We start from the raw sequence: 17,258 nt of genomic DNA, 5'->3' as shown, positions 1-17,258 counted from the left end.
ACACCGCGCCGGGACACAGCCCCGACACAGGGCGCCGTCAAGATCAGCGGGCATGGAACCCCGCTACGTGGACGACTGCCTCGTCCTCGACGAGGACGTGATGGCCGTGGAGGTGCCCGCGAGCTGGGGCGCCGAGGTGAGCCACCAGCTGCGCTCCACCGGCCCCCTCGGACCCATCCTGGCGATCCCCGGCCCCCGGCTGAGGTGGCTGTTCCTCGCCCAACCGGACGCCGAGCCCGAACCGCGCTACGTCCTGCCGCCGGACGCGCGGTACTGGCGGGGCCCCCGGCGCGTACCGGCCCGGGCGTCCCGCTGGGTGGTCCCCCCGGCGGGCGCACTGCCCCCGGTGGGGGCGGTGCGCTGCGCCATCAGGACCGTCCGCCGGTTCCCCTAGAACCGGCCCAACGCGTCGTCGAGCGACTCGACCACGGTGAACACCGAGTCCAAGCCGGTCGCCTGGATGGGGCGCAGGGTCGCCCGGCTCGTGGCCACGAGCACCAACGACACGCCCAGCGCGGACGCCCGTTGGTTGCCCACGACCAGCGACTCCAGGCCGGCGGAGCCCAGGAACCGCACTCCGCCGAGGTCGACGACCACGCCTCGCACGCCTTCGACCAGGTGCTCCTTCAGCGGCCTGGCAAGTTCATCCGCGCTGCTCGTGTCCAACTCTCCCGACACGTGCAGCACCACCACGCCGTCCGCCGGTCGGTCGACCCGCACGGAAGCGAGCGTCGCCGCGGGATCTGGCACGCCCGTTCTCCTCTCGTTCACCGCCGCCCGGTGCGGCGCGTACTCCACGGTAATCCTCAACGGCCGTCGTCGACCGTCTCGGACATCACCACGTCCACCAGTTCGCGGGCGTCGGGCGAGGCGCCGAACGCGCGTCGCTGCCTGGCCGCACCGCTGCCGTGCCCGCGCAGCCACTCCAGGTGCCCCTCCACGGTGCCCAGTGCGTCCGCGTCCCGCAACGCGGGCGCGCACCACCGGGCCAGCTCCAGCGCCAGCTCCCGCGCCGGCACCAGGTGACCCGTGCGGGGGTCCACGGCCAGCCCGTCCACGCCGTCGCGCGAAGCGCGCCAGTAGGCCGCCTTCAGCAGCAGCTCGCTCACCGGCTCGACGTCCGCGGAATCGGCGGCGGTCCGGGCGAAAGCCCTGATCAGCTCGGCGATGACCACGGCCTCGCGGGCCGTCATCGGGACATCGGTGACCCGCACCTCGACCGTCGGGTGGTTCTCCGACGGGCGGACGTCCCAGTAGACCATGCCGCTGTCCAGGAGCACCTCGGTCGCCTCCAGGGAGCTGACCACCCGGTCGTACTCCTCGGCCGACGCCAGGTGCGGCGGGGGGCCGCTGATCGGCCACCGGGACCACACGATCGAGCGCCAACTCGCGTAGCCCGTGTCCTCCGCCTGCTCGATCGGCGAGTTCACGCTCAGCGCGAGCAGCGTCGGCAGCCACGGTCGGATCGCGTTGCCCACCCGCACGGCGGTGTCCCGGTCCGGGACGCCCACGTGGACGTGCATACCGCACACCCCGGAGCCGCCGATCATCTTGCGGTGCGAGTACTCCATCATCCGGTAGCGGGGGTCGTCGGTGCCCGGCGGCGGTCCCGCCGTGCCGATCGGCGGCACCGACGAGGCCAGCAGCCGGCAGCCCGCCGCGTGCGCCGCCTTCGCCAGGTGCGTGCGGCCGAGCAGGACCTGCTCGAACAGCTGGTCGGTCGACTCGCACACCGGCGTGGCGACCTCGATCTGGAACGGCGTCAGTTCGCGCTGCACGTCCAGGCTCGCCCCCGCGTGCTGCTGGACGGACTCGGCCAGCGGAACGGGACGGCGTGATTCGGGGTCGACGAGCAGGAACTCCTGCTCGACCCCGACGGTCCACGGCTGCCTCATGAGCGCTCCTATACCCAATCGGGGCATGATCCAACCATTGTGTTTGTCGGGAGGTCGCGCGGGAACCTGCGCGGGCGTGAGACTCCGTCGCAGTGATCCCCACGGCCCCGGCTGGCACCGCCGCGCGCGGGGACGCGGGTTCGGCTACACCGACGCCGACGGCGCGCGCCTGGACGCCGCGTCGGTCGAGCGGGTCAAGGCCCTGGCGATCCCGCCGGCCTGGCGTGACGTGTGGGTCTGCCCGCACCCGAACGGGCACATCCAGGCGGTCGGCACCGACTCGGCCGGACGGCGGCAGTACCTGTACCACGAGAGGTGGCGGCAGGAGCGGGACGAGGAGAAGCACGAGCGGGTGCTCGACCTGGCGCCCGTGCTGCCGGGGTTCCGGGCCGAGGTCGCGCGTGAGCTGGACGGGCGGGGGCGGTCGCGGCGGCGGGTGCTGGCCGTGGCGCTGGCGGTGCTCGACCAGGGGGTGTTCCGGGTCGGCGGTGAGACGTACGCGGCGGACAACGGCACGCACGGGGTGGCGACGCTGCTGTGCTCGCACGTGGGGGTGCGGGGGTCCACTGTGGACTTCTGCTACCCGGCCAAGCACGGGATCCAGTTCACGACGGAGGTGGAGGACGCGGCGCTGGCGCGGGCGGTGAAGGCGTTGCTCCGGGGAGGGGCGGGGTCGGGGGCCGGGTCGGGGTCGGGGTCGGGGTCGGGGGAGAGGCTGCTCGTGGACGACGGCGGGTACGAGATCGGGTCCGACGACATCAACGAGCGGTTCAAGGAGCTGGTGGGGGAGGAGTTCTCGGTGAAGGACCTGCGGACGTGGCACGCGACGGTGCTCGCGGCGGCGGCGTTCGCGCGGGAGTTCGCTCGGGAGGGGGCGCCGGGGAGCAAGAGCGCGGCGAAGCGGGTGGAGGCGGGGGTGGTGCGGGAGGTGTCGGAGCACCTCGGGAACACGCCGGCGGTGGCCCGGAAGTCCTACGTCGATCCTCGGGTGGTGGAGCTGTGGCGGAGTGGGGTGGTGATCAAGCCGAGGTCGGCTGATCGTGAGACGGTGGAGCGTGCGGTGGTGCGGATGCTACGGGTCAAGGGGAAGCGGGGGCGCGGGTAGCGGGATGGGTGGGCGTGGGCCGGTTACACGATCGGGTGATCATCGGCCTGGGGATGTACGGAAACGGGGGGTTGGCGACTCGGTTGAACATGAGGAACCACGCGAACCACGGAAGTGTTGATGTGAGCGGTTCGGCCTGGCGCCTGGGCCGCCGCCGACCGGCCTGGAGGTGGACCTGGGGCCGGACCTGGTCTGGGCCCTCCGCCCCGGCAGCTCCCGGCCGGCTCCGGTGTTGGTGAGCGCAGTCGGGTGGCCGGGGTGGGTGTGGTTGGGTGAGGGGACTGGCTTCGGGGTTCGGCGGCGGGGCCCGGCTGCGGGGTTCGGCTGCGAGGGTGAGGGTCCGGCTGCGAGGGTCCGTTGCGGGAGGCCCGCTGAGGAGTCCGGCTGGCGGGTGCAGGGGAAGTGATCAGCCCCTGAGCAGCGCCCCGACGTCCTCGTGCAGCCGGATGGCGCCGCCCACCAGGACGATGTCCGCCTCGCACGCGACCGCCCGCAGGGGCAGGAGTTCGTCGGCCCGGTGTTCGCCCACCAGTCGCGAGCCCGCCAGCACGTCGGTCATGAGGAGGGTGTCCACGGTGCCCTCGTCCAGCGCCCGCGACACCGCGTCGAGCCCGTGCACCGCGCGCCCGGTGAGCCGGGTGGATTCGTCGCGGAAGCGTTCGACCACGGCGCGGCGCGCGTCCTGGTTGGCCCGGCCGGCCAGGTGGAGCACCGCGCGGTCCGGCGGGCCCTCGACCTCGACCACCAGGTGGTGGTACCGGCTGGGCAGCGCCACGCGCAGTGAGCGGCGGCCGGCCAGTGGGCCCGCCAGCACCAGCAGGGGCGCGTCCAAGCGGTCCACCAGTGCGGTCGCCTCCTGGGCGACGTCGGCCAGTTCCGTCGCGTCGAGGCGGTGGTCCGGTCTGCGCGCGCCGACCGTGGCCACGGCGACCGGGCGGCCGCTCGGGTCGACCCCGCGCAGGTCCACGCCGTGCTCGCCCACCTGCACCACGACGTGCGGCAGGAGGGGTTCGGAGAGGTCCGCCAGCGGCAGCAGGTAGGGGAGGACCCCGTACCGCGCCGTGTAACCGGTCGGCGGCACCGGGACGTACCGGTCCACCAGCACCCGACCACCGCCGACGACCAGGCCGCGTCCCGCCATGCCGCGCGGGGTTTCGCCGCTGGTGATCGCGTTGTGCGCCAGAGCCACCAGGTACGGGTCGGCGCGCTGGGCCTGGAGCTGGTCCCGCATCGCGCGCCAGCGCAGCTCGACGTGGTCGCCCACGTCGAGGAACACTGAGACGAACGGGCCCTCGATCCCGACCACGTCGTGCAGACTCGCGGTGTCCATGGGTCCTCCCGGTTCGGGTCAACGGTGAGGTACCCGAAAGTGGCTCAGGGCAACCGCTCCGCCGGGCCCGAGGCCGAGCCGGGAGCCGGGCCCGAGGCCGAGCCGGGAACGGGGCCTGGGGCTGAGGCCGAGCCGGGAGCCGGGCCTGGGGCCGAGGCCGAGCCCGAGGCGGGAGCCGAGCCCGAAGCTGGGCCGGGAGTCGAGCCGGGAGCCGCGCCCGGCACCGCACCCCCACCCGGCGACGTCGTCAGGAGCGCCGTCGAGCGCGTCGTCGGGCGCGAGCGCTGCTGGCACCAGGCGCAACTGGCCGCCACCGCCACGGACGCGAAGCCGATCAGCAGGTGCAGCCCGTTGCCGACCACCCCGGCATCCATCGCCGAACCACCCGGCCCCGCCTCACCCACCCCGAACGCGAACACCACCAGGAACACCACGGCCATCAGCGAACCCACGGGCCGGGAGGCGCGCATCGACGTCGCGGACGCCGCCGCGACCACGCCGGTGACCACGTGCAGCACCCCCAGCGGCGACCGGCCGGCGATGAAGTCGACCACGCCCCACACCACGAGCAGCACACCCAACCCGAGGGCCGACCGCTGCGGCCAGCACAGGTTCGCCACCACCGCGACCAACCCCTCTCAACCCTGTTCGCTCAATCGTCGAGCAGGTCGCGCAAACGCGCCAGGGACCGGCTCAACAAACGCGACACGTGCATCTGCGAGACACCCACCGAGTCGGCGATCTGGCTCTGCGTCATGTTCCGGTAGAACCGCAGCACCACGATCCGCCGCTCCCGCTTCGGCAGCCCGCGCAGCATGGGGTCGAGGGCGTGCTGGAGTTCGACCACCTCCAGTGCCGGGTCGTCGAACGCCAGCCCGTCGGAGTCGGCCAGCCCGTCGTCGAGCGAGAGCAGGTGGTGCGCCGACGCCGCGTGCAGGCCCTCGTACACCTCGTCCAGCGGTACGCCCAGGTGCCGGGCCACCTCGCTGGGCTTGGGCGTGCGCCCGGTGCGCCTGGCCAGCTCGACCCGCGCCCCGTCGATCGCGGTGCACAGCTCCTTCAACCTCCGCGGCACGCGCACCGCCCACCCCTGGTCGCGCAGGTACCGCCGCACCTCGCCGGTGATCGTCGGCACCGCGAACGCCAGGAAGTCGATCCCCCGGGACGGGTCGAACCGGTCCACCGCGTTGATCAACCCCACCGCGGCGACCTGCCTCAGGTCCTCCACCGACTCGCCGCGCTCGGCGAACCGGTCGGCGATGTGCCGGGCCATCGGCAGGTGCTCGGTGACCAACCGGTCCCGCAACGCCTGGTGCTTCGCCCCGTCCGCCGCCGCCATCTCCTGGAACAGCGGTTGGTAGTCCACCGCGTTCATGCCCGGCACCTCAGCTCCACCCGCAAGTGGCCGTCTCCCTCCACCCAGGTGGCCACCGCGTCGGTCACGGAACTGACGACCCGCCAGTACAACGAGTCGTGGTCGGGGACGGTGACGGCCGAGGACGAGACCTGTGCGCGAAACCGAACCGAATCACCTTCCCGGACGAACCGGCACAGCAGCTGCGTGCCGCTCCTCGCGCGGGCGATGAGCGCGGTGCACGCCTCGTCCACGGCTATGACCAGGTCGATCGCGAGTTCCGGGGTGGACCGGGCCACCGCTTTCGCGACCGCGCGGACCGTCGACAGGTGCGCCGGCCGCGCCGCCACCCTCAGCTCCACCTCCGGGCCGTCCATGAGTGGCGAACACCCCTCTCGCTCCAGGTGCCGGGGGATACCCGCACCTCCGGGGCCCTACACCAGTCCACACAGGACCGAGCAACAGAATCGTGAAAGCCGAACAGGGCGTGGGTGGGTTCATCACGGTTTGCGAACAGTGGTAGGTAACGGTGTGATCGGAGCCATACTGGCCGCCTCCCCACGCCAACCACACGGAGGCGCCGGTGCTGGAGGCGAACAACCTCGAAGTGGTCTACGACGACGTCGTGCTGGTGCTCCGCGGTGTCAGCCTGGAGGTCCCCGAGGGGCGCGTGGTGGCGCTGCTCGGCGCCAACGGAGCGGGCAAGACGACCCTGCTGCGCGCCCTGTCCGGACTGCTGGGCGTGCACGACGGCAAGGTCACCCGCGGGCGGGTCACGCTCGACGGCGAGCCGATCCACCGCGCGCCGCCCTCGCGCATCGCCGCGCTCGGCGTGAAGCAGGCGCTGGAGGGCAGGCGCGTGCTGGCGGAGCTGACCGTCGAGGAGAACCTGCGCGTCGGCGGCCACACCGCGCCCCGCGCGATCAAGCGCAACCTGGAGCGCATGTACGAGCTGTTCCCGCGGCTGCGGGAGCGGCGCGGGCAGAGCGCCGGCTACCTGTCCGGCGGTGAGCAGCAGATGCTGTCGATCGGGCGGGCGCTCATGTCCGAGCCCCGCTACCTGCTGCTGGACGAGCCGAGCCTGGGGCTGGCGCCGCTGGTGGTCCAGCAGATCCGCGACCTCGTGGTGAAGATCAACGCCGAGGGCACGACCGTGCTGCTGGTCGAGCAGAACGCGACCATGGCGCTGTCCATCGCCGACCACGGCTACGTGCTGGAGACCGGCAGGGTCGTGATGGACTCCCCGGCCGCCGCGCTGCTGGCCGACGAGGACGTGCGCGAGTTCTACCTCGGCCTGGGCGGCGAGGGCGCGGCGCGGTCGTTCCGGGACGTCAAGCACTACAAGCGGCGGAAGCGGTGGCTGTCGTGACACCCCCGGACCCGACCAGCCCGGACCCGACCAGCCCGAACCAGACCAGCCCGGACCCGACCCCCTCGCCCCCGACCCGCCCGCACGAGGGGCCGGTCCTGGAGTTCGACGACGTGACGTTGGCCTTCGACGGCGTCACCGCGATCGACGGGGTCTCCTTCCACGTCGACCCCGGCGAGCTGCTGGCGATCATCGGCCCGAACGGCGCGGGCAAGACGTCGATCTTCAACGTGCTCTCCGGCGTCTACCGCCCGCGATCGGGGTCGGTCCGGTTCGAGGGGCGCGAGCTGCTGGGCGTGCGCCCGCACCGGATCGCCGCCATGGGCATCGCCCGCACCTTCCAGAACATCGAGCTGTTCGCCCACCTGACCGTGGTCGAGAACCTCATGCTCGGCCGCCACCACCACATGCGCTACGGCGCGCTGTCGGCGTTCGCCTGGCTCGGCCGGGCGCGGCGGGAGGAGCTGGCCAACCGGGCGGTGGTGGAGGAGGTCGTCGACTTCCTGGAGCTGGCGCCGTGGCGGCGGATGCCCGTCGGGCTGCTGCCCTACGGGGTGCGCAAGCGCGTGGAGCTGGGCCGGGCGCTGGCGATGGAGCCGAGGGTGCTGCTGCTGGACGAGCCGGTCGCGGGCATGAACGCCGAGGAGACCGAGGACATGGCCCGGTTCGTGCTGGACGTGCGGGAGGAGCTGGGCATCGCCATCGTCATGGTCGAGCACGACATGGGCCTGGTCATGGACCTCGCCGACCGGGTGCTGGTGCTCGACTTCGGCCGCCCCGTCCGCACCGGCACGCCCGCCGAGGTGCAGCGCGACCCGGACGTGGTCCGCGCCTACCTCGGCGAGTCCCCCCGGACCGCGGGGGGCGCCGGGTGATCACCACCATCGCCACCCGCGTGCGCGACCGGGCCTCGGCCACGCCGGGCGCGGTGGCCTTGCGCGCCAAGCGCCTGGGCGTCTGGGAGGAGGTCTCCTGGGCGGACTACTGGGAGCGGGCGGAGCTGGTCGGCCACGCCCTGCTCGCGCTCGGCGTCGACCCGGGCGACCGGGTGGCCGTGCACTCGGAGAACCGCCGCGAGTGGCTGTACTCCGACATCGGCGCGGTGGCCGTGCGCGCCACCACCGTGGGCCTGTACCCGACCAGCCCGGCGGACGAGGTCGCCTACCTGCTGTCGCACTCGGGCGCCCGCGTGCTCGTCGCCGAGGACCAGGAGCAGGTCGACAAGGTGCTGGCCGTGCTGGACGCGCTGCCCGACCTGGAGCACGTCGTCTACCTGGAGCCGCGCGGCGTCCGGGGCCGCTACACCGACGACCGCCTGATGTCCTGGGACGACTTCCTCGCCCTGGGCGCGCGGCACCGCGGGGACCACCCCGACGCGGTCGCCCGCCGGATGCGCGGGGCCGAGCCGGACGACGTGCTGACCCTCGTCTACACCTCCGGCACCACCGGCCCGCCCAAGGGCGCGATGCTGACCGCCGCCAACGTGGAGTTCGCCGTCGGGGTGACCGCCGGCGCCTCGCCGCCCGCCTCGGCGCGCGACGTGACCCTGTCCTACCTGCCGCTGTGCCACGTGGCCGAGCGCGTCTTCACCACCTGGCTCAACGCGGCGGCCGGCATCCAGGTGCACTTCGCGGAGTCCGTCGACACCGTGCGGGCCAACCTGCGCGAGGTGCAGCCGACGATCCTGTTCGGCGTGCCGCGCACCTGGGAGAAGGTGCTGACGGCGGTCACCATCGGCACCGCCAACGCCTCCCCGGTCAAGCGCGTGACCACGCGGTTCTGGCTGCGGGTGGCCGACCGGATCGGCGCCGAGCTGGTCCGCGCCGGCGGCCGGCACACCACCGCGACCCGGCTGCGGTACGCGGTGGGCTGGGTGTGCTGCTACCGGGCGCTGAAGACGCGCCTCGGGCTGCGGCACGTCCGCTACGCCGCGTCCGGCGCCGCGCCGATCTCGCCGGAGGTGCTCCGGTTCTTCATGGGCATCGGCGTGCCCGTGCACGAGGTGTACGGGATGACCGAGAACAGCGGCGTCGCCACCGGCAACCGGCCCGGCCGGGTCCGACTCGGCACGGTCGGGGAGCCGCAGGAGGGCGTGGAGCTGCGGATCGCCGAGGACGGCGAGATCCAGACCCGCCACCCCGGCGTGTTCGCGGGCTACTGGCGCGACGAGGAGGCCACCCGGCGGGTGCTCGCCGAGGACGGCTGGCTGCGCACCGGCGACGTGGGCGAGTGGGTCGACGGCACGCACGTGCGGATCACCGACCGGATGAAGGACATCATCATCACCGCGGGCGGCAAGAACGTGGCGCCGTCCGAGGTCGAGAACGCGCTGAAGGACTCCCCGTACGTCAAGGAGGCCGTCGTGCTCGGGGACCGGCGCCCGTACCTGGTGGCGCTGATCGGTATCGAGCCCGACACCGTCGGCCACTGGGCCGCGCGGCGCGGCCTCACCCACACCACCTACCGCGACCTCGCGGAGAAGGACGAGGTGCGCGAGTTGGTCGCCGGGGTCGTGCGCGCGGCGAACGAGCGGTTCGCCCCGGTCGGGCGGGTGCGGCGGTTCCGGGTGCTGCCCAAGGAACTGGACCACTCCGACGGCGAGCTGACCGCCACGCAGAAGGTGAAGCGGTCCGCGCTGGCCACGGCCTACGCGCACCTGGTGGAGGAGATGTACGCCGACGGCGCGCGGGACGGGGGGCGGACGTGAGCGAGTTCCTCCAGTCGTTGGTCCGGGGCCTGGGCACCGGGTCGGTCTACGCCCTGCTCGCGCTGGGCTTCGTGATCATCTACAAGTCGACGCGGGTGATCAGCTTCGCGCAGCCGGCGTTCATGCTCGCGGGCGCGGTGCTGGTCGCCCACCTGTCGCCGGGCGTCGGGTTCTTCCTGGCCGTGCCGGTGGCCGCGCTGGTGATCGCCGCGCTGGCGCTGGGCGTGGAGCGGACCGTGCTGCGGCCGATGATCGGCAAGCCGGCGTTCGTGGTCGCGATCATCACCATCGGCGTGGACGTGGTGGTGCGGGTGGTGACCAACGCGTTCATCGGGCTGGACGTGCTGCCGGTGGGCGACCCGTGGGGCCTGGCCACGGTGTCGCTGCTCGGCGTGGACGTGCAGCAGCGGTACCTGGTGATGTTCGCGACGACGGTGGCCGTGGTGGTCGCGCTGTTCGCGTTCTTCCGGTTCTCCCGCACCGGCCTGGCCATGCGGGCGGTCGCCCACGACCAGGAGGTGGCGCTGGCCCAGGGCATCCGGGTCGGGTCGGTGTTCGCGCTGTCGTGGGCGCTCGCGGGCGGGCTGGCGGCGCTGGCCGGCGTGTTCGTGGCCACCGGCGCGGGCGTGGACCAGCAGCTGTGGGTGGTGGCGCTCAAGGCGCTGCCCGCGGTCATCCTCGGCGGCCTGGACTCGCTGGGCGGCGCGGTGGCGGGCGGGCTGGCGGTCGGGGTGGTGGAGTCGCTGGTCGGCACCTACCAGGGCGACGTGGCCCCGTGGCTCGGACCGAACTTCGCGCTGGTCGCGCCATACGCGCTGATGCTGGTGGTGCTCCTGGTGCGACCGCAGGGGCTGTTCGGCGCCAGGGAGGTGGAGCGGCTGTGAGGGGTCGTCCGGAGCTCTACACCTCCTACGCGCAGGACACCGCGTTCCTGAACACGCGGCCCAAGCGGGCCTGGACCGGCGCGCTGGCGGTGTTCGCGCTGCTGGTGCCGTTCCTGGTCACCGACGACCTGCTGGTGCTGCTGGCGACCGCGTTCGTCGCGGCGATCGGCGCGATCGGGCTGAACGTCGTCACCGGCTACGCGGGGCAGGTGTCGCTCGGGCACGCGTTCTTCCTGGCCATCGGCGCCTACACGGGCGCGGCGCTGTCGGGCGACCCGGACGGCCGGGTGCTCGGGTTCGGCGTGACCTCGCTGCCGGTGTGGCTGCTGGCGTCCGGGCTGGTCGCGGGGCTGGCGGGGCTGCTGGTGGCGCCGCTGGCGGTGCGGCTGCGCGGCCTGTACCTGGCGATCGTGACGCTGGGGCTGGTGTTCCTCGGCGAGCACGTGTTCCGGGAGTGGACCTCGCTGACCGGCGGTCCGGGCGTGGGCCGGCCCGCGGCGGTGCCCGAGCTGTTCGGGGTGCGGCTGGACCGGCCCTCGGCCTGGTTCACCGCGCCGCAGCAGCTGTACCTGCTGATGTTCGTGCTGCTGGTGGTGTTCGCGGTGCTCGCGCGGAACCTGGTGCGGTCGCGGATCGGGCGGGCGTTCGCGGCGGTGCGGGACCGGGACCTCGCGGCGGCGGTGATCGGCGTGGACCCGACCCGCTACAAGGCGCTGGCGTTCGCCGTGTCGTCCTTCTACGCCGGGGTGGCGGGCTCGCTGCTGTTCGTGGTGAACGGGTTCTTCGACCCCGGCTCGTTCGGGCTGCTGCTGTCGGTGCAGTACATCGCCATGGTGCTCATCGGGGGCGCGGGCACGATCTCCGGGGCGATCATGGGCGCCCTGTTCATCACGCTGCTGCCGCGCGTCACCCGCGAGCTGCCGGAGGTGCTGCCGTTCATCAGCGGCGACGCGACCGGCGCGGTGACCGTGTTCCAGGTCGAGGCGGTGCTCTACGGGCTGCTGATCGTGGTGTTCCTGATCGCCGAGCCGCGCGGCCTGGTCGGGATCTGGGTGCGCGTCCGCAACTACTGGCGCACCTGGCCTTTCTCGTACTGAGATCCTCGCGTCGAAGGGTGGATGGGATGGCAAGGCACAGAGCGGTGCTCGCGGTGCTGTCGGTGGTGGCGTTGGCCGCCGTCGCCTGCCGGGGTGGTGACGGCGCGGCGCCGGTGGAGGACGAGAGCGGCATCAAGATCGACTTCGGGGTGACGTCGGAGCCCTGCCCGGACACCGGCCACGCCGACCGGGGCTGCATCTACCTGGGCACGATCTCCGACCTGACCGAGGGGCCGTTCAAGGCCCTGGCCACGTCGATCGTCGACGCGCAGAAGGCGTTCTGGCAGCGGGTCAACGACCGGGGCGGCATCGGCGGCTACGACGTCGACATGACCACGCACATCGCCGACAACAAGTACAACCCGCAGATCCACAACCAGGTCTACCAGGAGATGAAGGGCGAGGTGCTGGCGCTGACCCAGACCCTGGGCTCGCCGACCACCGCGGCCATCCTGCCCGACCTGGAGGACACGCAGATGGTCGTCGTGCCCGCGTCGTGGACGTCGCTGTGGGGCGTCGAGGAGGTGGTGCTGGAGTCCGGCGCCAACTACTGCGTGGAGTCGATGAACGCGGTCGACTTCGCCGCGGACGACCTGGGCGCCAAGAGCGTCATGGCCGTGCACCTCCAGGGCGACTACGGCGACGACGCGGCCGCGGGCGCCGAGCTGGCCGCCGAGGGGCGCGGGTTGACGTTCTCCGACACCGTCACCCAGACCGGGCAGGACAACCAGGGCGGCGCGATCGACGCGATCGTGTCGGGCAAGCCGGACGTGGTGATCCTGACCGTCGGCCCCACCGACGCGGCGGTGATCGTCGGGCAGACCGCGGCCCGCGGCTACACCGGGAAGTTCATCGGCACCTCGCCGACGTGGAACCTGGGCCTGCTGGCCAGCCCGGCGGCGCCCGCGATCAGGGCGCTCTACTACCAGACCGCGCCGTGGAAGCCGTGGGGCACCGACTCGCCGGGGCACGAGGCCCTGCGGGCGGCCCTGCCGGGCGTCACCCCGAACGACGGGTACACCTCGGGCTGGATCTGGGCGTACCCGCTCAAGGCGGCGCTGGAGAAGGCGGCGGCGAACAAGGACCTGACCCGGGCGGGCGTGCTCGCGGCGGTGCGGCAGCTGGAGTCGGTCGACTACGAGGGGATGCTGCCCGAGGGCGCGGGGCGGTTCGCCGGGACGCCGGACGAGTCGACGTTCCGGCAGTCGCTGATCTACCGGCCGGACGAGGCGGAGCCCACGGGGGTGGGGATGGTCAAGGACTTCTTCGTCGGGCCGACGGCGGAGGGGTTCAGGTTCGAGAAGCCCTGCTACGCGTGACGGGTCGCGGCGCGGGTCGGGCGGTGCCCCGACCCGCGCCGCCGGTCCGGTGGCGACGCGCCCCGGCCGCCCGGTTCCCCGGGCATTTCGCCCGGACGGGTCCACGGCACCCGCACCCTCACCCTTTAGTGGGAATTTCCGTTACTCCACCAGGCCCAGGGGTAGACCGCCTGGACGGAGTGGACCCGGGAAGACGTGCGGAAGGTGGACGCGACGGCCATGACTGACGTGGCGAGCAAGGGGTCGGCGGCCGACGACGACCGCCCGGTGCTGACCAACCGGCAGGGGCACCCCGTCTACGACAACCAGAACCAGCGGACCGTCGGGGCCCGGGGGCCGGCCACGCTGGAGAACTACCAGTTCCTGGAGAAGATCAGCCACTTCGACCGCGAGCGGATTCCCGAGCGGGTGGTCCACGCGCGCGGGGCGGTGGCCTTCGGTTACTTCGAGGCTTACGGGGGCTGGGGCGACGAGCCCATCGCGCCCTACACCCGGGCGAAGCTGTTCCAGGAGAAGGGTAAGCGGACCGACGTGGCGGTGCGGTTCTCCACCGTCATCGGCGGCCGGGACTCCTCGGAGTGCGCCCGCGACCCGCGCGGGTTCGCGGTGAAGTTCTACACCGAGGACGGCAACTGGGACCTGGTCGGCAACAACCTGGCGGTGTTCTTCATCCGGGACGCCATCAAGTTCCCCGACGTCATCCACGCCCTCAAGCCGGACCCGGTGACCCACCGGCAGGAGCCCAACCGGATCTTCGACTTCATGTCGCAGACGCCCGAGTCGATGCACATGCTCGTCAACCTGTTCAGCCCGCGCGGCATCCCCGCCGACTACCGGCACATGCAGGGCTTCGGCGTCAACACCTACGAGTGGCTCAACGGCGAGGGCGAGTCGATCCTGGTCAAGTACCACTGGATGCCCAAGGCCGGGGTCAGGAGCATGACCGAGGCCGACGCGGCGGCGGTCCAGGCCACCGAGCTCGGGCACGCCACCAGGGACCTGTACGAGGCCATCGAGCGCGGCGAGCACCCCGAGTGGGAGCTGCTCGTGCAGGTCATGACCGAGGAGGAGCACCCCGAGCTGGACTTCGACCCCCTGGACGACACGAAGGTGTGGCCGGAGAACGAGTTCCCGGCCAAGCCGGTCGGCCGCATGGTGCTCGACCGCAACGTGGGCGACTTCTTCGCCGAGAACGAGCAGATCGCGTTCGGCACCGGCGTGCTGGTGGACGGCCTGGACTTCTCCGACGACAAGATGCTCGTCGGCCGCACCTTCTCCTACAGCGACACCCAGCGCTACCGGGTCGGTTCCAACTACCTCCAGCTGCCGGTCAACCAGCCGAAGGACGGGGTGGAGGTCAGCACCAACCAGCGCGACGGCCAGATGGCCTACTACAACGACACCGCCGGGACGAACCCGCACGTCAACTACGAGCCGTCGATCACCGGCGGGCTGCGCGAGGCGCGGTACCCCACGCACGACGAGCAGGGGCCGGTGATCCAGGGCCGGCTCACCCGCAAGCGCATCCCCCGGACCAACGACTACGCGCAGGCCGGGCAGCGCTACCTGCTCATGCAACGGTGGGAGCGGGACGACCTGGTGCACAACCTCGTCACCCTGCTCGCGCAGTGCGACCGGCCCGTCCGGGAGCGGATGGTCTGGCACCTCCTGCTCACCGAGGACGACCTCGGGCTGCGGGTGGGCGAGGGGCTGGGCATCGGGCCGGGGGCCGTCGCCCACCTGGAGCCGCTGGCGAGCCAGGACCTGACCGACGAGGACCGCAAGCGGCTGGAGAACCTCGGCGCGAACGGTCCCCGGGACGTCGAGGGGCTCCAGATGACCCACTGCGTGCCGAACGAGCGCGTCCGGCACGCCTGAGCGGGTGCGCCGCGCCCCGGAGCGCCGCGCCCCGGAGCGCCGCGCCCCGGAGCGCGGGGGTCGGGGGCGCGGGGGTCGGGGGCGCGGGGGATCAGCCGCAGGCCGCGACCAGGTTCGCCGAGGTCTTCGCCGCGGACGTGTTGACCGTCCGGTAGGTGTTCGTGGCGGTGCCGACGCAGGTGTAGGTGATGGCACCGGACCCGGCCGCCACCGCGTGCCAGGTGCCGGTGCCCGGGTCCAGGCGCTGCACCACACCGCTGTCGTCGACCACGTGGACCGGCGTCGGCTCGCCCGGGAGCGGGGTGCCGCCGCGGCACAGGGTGATCGCCTGGCCGTGCAGGGAGGCGCCCGCCGCGGTCAGGTTCGCCTTCGCGTTGCAGGTCACGGCCTGCGCCGGGTTCTGCGTGACCGCGGCGAGGCCGGCCGCCAGGGCCGTGGCGAGGAGGACGTGGCGAACACGGCTCGGCATGGCGGAGCTCCTTTGCCCGGCGCGGAAACCCACGGAAGGCTAACCACGGCGCGGGCCCCGCCGCACCGGCCGATGGGGTGGTGTGCCGATCACCGCGGCTGCGGCCTTCGGTCCCCCGCGACTGCCCGCACGGGCAGCCGGCACTGCCCGGAGGTCCGCCGCGCCGCCGCTGGTCCGCCGCCGCCCGCCCGGCCATCGTGGGAGCGTGATCCACGAGGTTGACGAGGCGCTGCGGCGACTGGTCCGCGACGACGCCCTGCGCGGCACGGATGTCGAGGTGGCGTTCGACGCCCCCACGAAGGACTGGTCGGCGCGCCGCAACGCGCCCACCGTCAACGTCTACCTCTACGACATCCGCGAGGACCTGCGCCGCCGCCAGCGCGGCCTGCTCAACGAGTACGAGAACGGCCGGGTCGCCGCCCGGCACCTGCCGCCGCGCCACATCAAGCTGTCCTACCTGGTCACGGCGTGGACGCAGCGCTCCGAGGACGAGCACCGGCTGCTGTCGGAGCTGCTGGTCAACTTCCTGCGGCACGAGTCGCTGCCCGCGCGGCTGCTCACCGGCTCCCTGGCGGGGCTGGGGCTGCCCGTGCCGATGACCGTCGCCCTGCCGCCGCCCGAGGACCGGGCGTTCGCCGACGTGTGGTCGGCGCTGGGCGGCGAGCTGAAGCCGTCGCTGGACGTGGTGGTGTCGGCCCCGGTCGAGGCCGGGCGCCCGGTGGCCGCCGGGCCGCCGGTCGAGGAGGGCCTGGGCCTGGCGATGGGCGGCGACCACGTCGCGCACCGGGCCGGCACCGGTCGCGGGCGATCGTGAACACCGGCAGCCTGCCCCACCTGTTCGGCCGGCTGGCCGCGCTGGAGCGGCGCATCCGGGACGCGGTCGCGGCCCGCCGCGGCGCCGACCACAACCCCGACGACCCGTTCCGCGGCCTCTACCTGTCCGACGAGGCCATCGACGCCCTGCTGGCCGGGCGCCGCGAGCCGTTCGTGCCGTTCCGGGACTCGCCCGCCTCCGGGCGGCTGGGTCGGCTGGCCGGGACCGCCGGGCTGACCGGGCTGGACGTGGAACTGCTGCTGGTGGCGCTGGCCCCGGACGTGGACAGCCGGTTCGAGCAGTTCTACGGCTACCTCAACGACGACGTCACGCGCCGGCGCGCCACCGCGGGGCTGGCGCTGCGCCTGTGCGGCCTGCCCGAGGCGCACGCGGCGGGCCGGGCGCGGCTGGACCCGGGCGCGCCGCTGCCCGCCGGCGGGCTGCTGGTCGTGGAGGACGGGGACCGGCCGTTCCTGTCCCGGTCGCTGCGCGTGCCCGACCGGGTGGTCAACCACCTGCTCGGCGACGACCGGCCGGACGCCGCGCTCACCGGTGTCGCCCGGCTCGTCGACGAGGAGCCCGCCGCGACCGGGGTGGAACCGCTGGTGCGCGCCCTCCACGCCGGGGTCCGCCTCGTCCACCTGCGGGAACGTCCGGGCGGTGGCGCGCGGGAGACGGCCGCGGCGGCGTTGCGGCGCGCCGGGTTCGCGGTGCTGGAGGTCGACGCCGACCGGGTGCGCGCCGACCCGGACCGGCACGCGCGGACCGCCGTGCTGCGCGAGGCCGTGCTGCGCGGCGCGGGCGTGGTGCTCGGGCCGGTGGAGGACGAGCCGCCGCCCGCCGACCTCACCCACCCCGCGGTGCCGCTGCTGGTGTTCGGGCCGGGCGTGTGGGACCCGCGGTGGCACGCCGACCCGCCGCTGCCGCACGACGCCGAACCGCTGCCCGCCGCCGACCGCGCGCGGGTGTGGCGGAGCCACCTGGACGGCCGCCTCGCCCCCGGCGCCAGCCCGGCCGCCGCGCCCGCCCGCCTCGCG

Annotated in this window: 17 protein-coding genes and 1 pseudogene; 11 read left to right on the top strand and 7 right to left on the bottom strand. The window is 73.4% G+C overall.

All coding sequences use genetic code 11. From position 1 onward, the window contains the following. The first annotated feature begins 52 nt into the window (after window positions 1-52). Complete coding sequence (locus ACFP3R_RS32625; protein ID WP_380641855.1) at window positions 53-394, top strand: hypothetical protein; 342 nt, start codon at window positions 53-55, stop codon at window positions 392-394. Here ACFP3R_RS32625 and ACFP3R_RS32620 read toward each other — a convergent pair. Both ACFP3R_RS32620 and ACFP3R_RS32615 read right to left on the bottom strand, forming a co-directional pair. Continuing rightward, window positions 391-750 carry an STAS domain-containing protein gene (locus ACFP3R_RS32620; RefSeq protein WP_380641852.1) on the bottom strand — a complete coding sequence of 120 codons (360 nt, stop codon included), beginning with the start codon at window positions 748-750 and terminating at the stop codon, window positions 391-393. The two genes, ACFP3R_RS32625 and ACFP3R_RS32620, sit on opposite strands and share 4 nt — an antisense overlap. Before the next feature lie 56 nt (window positions 751-806). Next, entirely contained in the window at window positions 807-1,895 is a 1,089-nt protein-coding gene (locus ACFP3R_RS32615) for a carboxylate-amine ligase (RefSeq protein WP_380641849.1), read from the bottom strand. 76 nt (window positions 1,896-1,971) lie between these two features. Between ACFP3R_RS32615 and ACFP3R_RS32610 the strand changes: the two genes are divergently transcribed. Beyond that, entirely contained in the window at window positions 1,972-3,000 is a 1,029-nt protein-coding gene (locus tag ACFP3R_RS32610; RefSeq protein ID WP_380641845.1) for a DNA topoisomerase IB, read from the top strand. Between the two features lie 406 nt (window positions 3,001-3,406). Here the strand turns inward: ACFP3R_RS32610 and ACFP3R_RS32605 are convergent, their stop codons facing one another. Genes ACFP3R_RS32605 through ACFP3R_RS32590 form a run of 4 tightly spaced genes read right to left on the bottom strand, consistent with a single transcriptional unit; the run spans window position 3,407 to window position 6,061 of the window. Then, window positions 3,407-4,330, bottom strand: coding sequence for a hypothetical protein (locus tag ACFP3R_RS32605; RefSeq protein WP_380641842.1), 924 nt, complete (start codon window positions 4,328-4,330; stop codon window positions 3,407-3,409). A gap of 44 nt (window positions 4,331-4,374) precedes the next feature. After that, window positions 4,375-4,953 (bottom strand): hypothetical protein, encoded by a 579-nt coding sequence (locus tag ACFP3R_RS32600; RefSeq protein WP_380641839.1) that lies wholly within the window; start codon window positions 4,951-4,953, stop codon window positions 4,375-4,377. A 29-nt stretch (window positions 4,954-4,982) separates the two neighbouring features. Next, on the bottom strand, window positions 4,983-5,705 hold the full coding sequence (locus ACFP3R_RS32595) for a SigB/SigF/SigG family RNA polymerase sigma factor (protein ID WP_380641837.1): 723 nt from the start codon (window positions 5,703-5,705) through the stop codon (window positions 4,983-4,985). Next, window positions 5,702-6,061 carry an ATP-binding protein gene (locus ACFP3R_RS32590; RefSeq protein WP_380641834.1) on the bottom strand — a complete coding sequence of 120 codons (360 nt, stop codon included), beginning with the start codon at window positions 6,059-6,061 and terminating at the stop codon, window positions 5,702-5,704. Before ACFP3R_RS32590 ends, ACFP3R_RS32595 begins: the two co-directional genes overlap by 4 nt. A gap of 206 nt (window positions 6,062-6,267) precedes the next feature. Between ACFP3R_RS32590 and ACFP3R_RS32585 the strand changes: the two genes are divergently transcribed. The 7 genes from ACFP3R_RS32585 to ACFP3R_RS32555 all read left to right on the top strand — a co-directional run bounded on the left by ACFP3R_RS32585 (window position 6,268) and on the right by ACFP3R_RS32555 (window position 14,938). Next, window positions 6,268-7,053, top strand: a complete 786-nt coding sequence (locus ACFP3R_RS32585) for an ABC transporter ATP-binding protein (RefSeq protein WP_380641831.1) — start codon at window positions 6,268-6,270, stop codon at window positions 7,051-7,053. Next, on the top strand, window positions 7,050-7,928 hold the full coding sequence (locus tag ACFP3R_RS32580; RefSeq protein WP_380641828.1) for an ABC transporter ATP-binding protein: 879 nt from the start codon (window positions 7,050-7,052) through the stop codon (window positions 7,926-7,928). The genes ACFP3R_RS32585 and ACFP3R_RS32580 overlap by 4 nt, the downstream gene beginning before the upstream one ends. Next, complete coding sequence (locus ACFP3R_RS32575) at window positions 7,925-9,760, top strand: AMP-dependent synthetase/ligase (RefSeq protein ID WP_380641825.1); 1,836 nt, start codon at window positions 7,925-7,927, stop codon at window positions 9,758-9,760. Before ACFP3R_RS32580 ends, ACFP3R_RS32575 begins: the two co-directional genes overlap by 4 nt. Beyond that, window positions 9,757-10,644, top strand: coding sequence for a branched-chain amino acid ABC transporter permease (locus tag ACFP3R_RS32570; RefSeq protein ID WP_380641823.1), 888 nt, complete (start codon window positions 9,757-9,759; stop codon window positions 10,642-10,644). The genes ACFP3R_RS32575 and ACFP3R_RS32570 overlap by 4 nt, the downstream gene beginning before the upstream one ends. Beyond that, window positions 10,641-11,741, top strand: a complete 1,101-nt coding sequence (locus ACFP3R_RS32565; protein WP_380641820.1) for a branched-chain amino acid ABC transporter permease — start codon at window positions 10,641-10,643, stop codon at window positions 11,739-11,741. Before ACFP3R_RS32570 ends, ACFP3R_RS32565 begins: the two co-directional genes overlap by 4 nt. Before the next feature lie 26 nt (window positions 11,742-11,767). Further along, the gene (locus ACFP3R_RS32560) at window positions 11,768-13,060 is read left to right on the top strand and encodes an ABC transporter substrate-binding protein (protein WP_380641817.1); all 1,293 of its coding nucleotides are present in this window, start codon (window positions 11,768-11,770) and stop codon (window positions 13,058-13,060) included. Between the two features lie 219 nt (window positions 13,061-13,279). Further along, window positions 13,280-14,938, top strand: coding sequence for a catalase (locus tag ACFP3R_RS32555; RefSeq protein ID WP_380641815.1), 1,659 nt, complete (start codon window positions 13,280-13,282; stop codon window positions 14,936-14,938). Between the two features lie 91 nt (window positions 14,939-15,029). On the opposite strand, the gene ACFP3R_RS32550 is transcribed toward ACFP3R_RS32555, so the two are convergent. Continuing rightward, window positions 15,030-15,407: a hypothetical protein gene (locus ACFP3R_RS32550; protein WP_380641812.1), complete on the bottom strand. Its 378-nt coding sequence runs from the start codon at window positions 15,405-15,407 to the stop codon at window positions 15,030-15,032. A gap of 205 nt (window positions 15,408-15,612) precedes the next feature. Between ACFP3R_RS32550 and ACFP3R_RS32545 the strand changes: the two genes are divergently transcribed. Both ACFP3R_RS32545 and ACFP3R_RS32540 read left to right on the top strand, forming a co-directional pair. Further along, complete coding sequence (locus ACFP3R_RS32545) at window positions 15,613-16,221, top strand: Pvc16 family protein (RefSeq protein WP_380641809.1); 609 nt, start codon at window positions 15,613-15,615, stop codon at window positions 16,219-16,221. Then, a pseudogene (locus tag ACFP3R_RS32540) lies at window positions 16,218-17,258 on the top strand (ATP-binding protein); the annotation flags it as partial. The gene ACFP3R_RS32545 and the pseudogene ACFP3R_RS32540, both read left to right, overlap by 4 nt.

Source organism: Saccharothrix lopnurensis (assembly GCF_042658445.1).
GTDB classification, from domain to species: Bacteria; Actinomycetota; Actinomycetes; order Mycobacteriales; family Pseudonocardiaceae; genus Actinosynnema; species Actinosynnema lopnurensis.
This window is presented reverse-complemented; position numbering and strand designations above follow the sequence as displayed.

Excerpts from the sequence above, each read along its gene's own strand:
- ACFP3R_RS32625 (WP_380641855.1), top strand. The coding sequence starts at position 53 with ATGGAACCCCGCTACGTGGACGACTGCCTCGTCCTCGACGAGGACGTG.
- ACFP3R_RS32615 (WP_380641849.1), bottom strand. The coding sequence starts at position 1,895 with ATGAGGCAGCCGTGGACCGTCGGGGTCGAGCAGGAGTTCCTGCTCGTC.
- ACFP3R_RS32605 (WP_380641842.1), bottom strand. The coding sequence starts at position 4,330 with ATGGACACCGCGAGTCTGCACGACGTGGTCGGGATCGAGGGCCCGTTC.
- ACFP3R_RS32595 (WP_380641837.1), bottom strand. The coding sequence starts at position 5,705 with ATGAACGCGGTGGACTACCAACCGCTGTTCCAGGAGATGGCGGCGGCG.
- ACFP3R_RS32590 (WP_380641834.1), bottom strand. The coding sequence starts at position 6,061 with ATGGACGGCCCGGAGGTGGAGCTGAGGGTGGCGGCGCGGCCGGCGCAC.
- ACFP3R_RS32560 (WP_380641817.1), top strand. The coding sequence starts at position 11,768 with ATGGCAAGGCACAGAGCGGTGCTCGCGGTGCTGTCGGTGGTGGCGTTG.
- ACFP3R_RS32555 (WP_380641815.1), top strand. The coding sequence starts at position 13,280 with ATGACTGACGTGGCGAGCAAGGGGTCGGCGGCCGACGACGACCGCCCG.
- ACFP3R_RS32550 (WP_380641812.1), bottom strand. The coding sequence starts at position 15,407 with ATGCCGAGCCGTGTTCGCCACGTCCTCCTCGCCACGGCCCTGGCGGCC.